We start from the raw sequence: 924 nt of genomic DNA on the forward strand, positions 1-924 counted from the left end.
AACAGGAAAAGGAAGCAGTAAAAAGAGCACAGGCAAGACGAAAAGCTGTACAAAACGAATATCTAAATAGCCAGTTGGCGGCGGCAGCATATGAGAAAAGCAGTATTATTTTACCGGATAATCCTGTTATACTGTAGGCTCATCTTTTGACAGGAAAGCATAAGAATACAGGTAAGATATTTTTCGGGAGGAAGGATAAGAAATGGAAATAAACAGTAATCATTCTACATATGGGGCGGCATTTCGTCAAAAACCGATTTTTTTCATGTCTGGAAAGGAAACAGTGGCATTTTTTGAAGGAAAACTGAAGAAAAATATGACACTTCAGGAAGATTCCTGTACACTTGGCAGCAATGACACTTATCGCAGACAGCATACCACTTATGAGGTTTCGGACAAGAAGAAGGGAAGTACGTTTCTGGATCTGGATTTTCTGATTAAGGACGAAACCAGCAGTCTGAAAGGAAATCTCAGTGATAAAAAGGATGTGGATTTCTACAACTTTTCCATTCCATTTAATCGAACCATACAGAATTATTTTGGGGTTCAAATATACATGGACATGCCGGAAGGCTGTGATTATGACCTCACCTTATATGATGAATATGGCAATCAGGTCGGAAAGGCAGAATGGGACGGGGAAGGACGTAAAACACTGACCATCCCGAACTGGGATACAAATACCAATAAATATTGTATCAAAATAGAAAACAAAAATGGGGAAGAAGTTTCTCCGCATGATTATTATAAAATCAGTTTCAAGGTTACGGAAAATAAAGAACAGGAAAAGACCGATGCCATAAGGGAGGCATTCGGGAACCTTCACGGTGCATACAGCCGGAAAGATGAAAATTGGAGGGAATACCTCGACAAATATAATGAAGTCCTGATGGATACAGAGAAAAATTATACAAAAGAAATGGA

General features: G+C 38.9%; 1 pseudogene. It reads left to right on the forward strand.

The annotated features are described in order from the left end of the window. Positions 1-202 precede the first annotated feature (202 nt). Positions 203-924: pseudogene (locus DW650_RS19355) on the forward strand (hypothetical protein); the annotation flags it as partial.

It is taken from the genome of Roseburia sp. AM23-20, from assembly GCF_003470905.1.
Taxonomy (GTDB): domain Bacteria; phylum Bacillota; class Clostridia; order Lachnospirales; family Lachnospiraceae; genus Roseburia; species Roseburia rectibacter.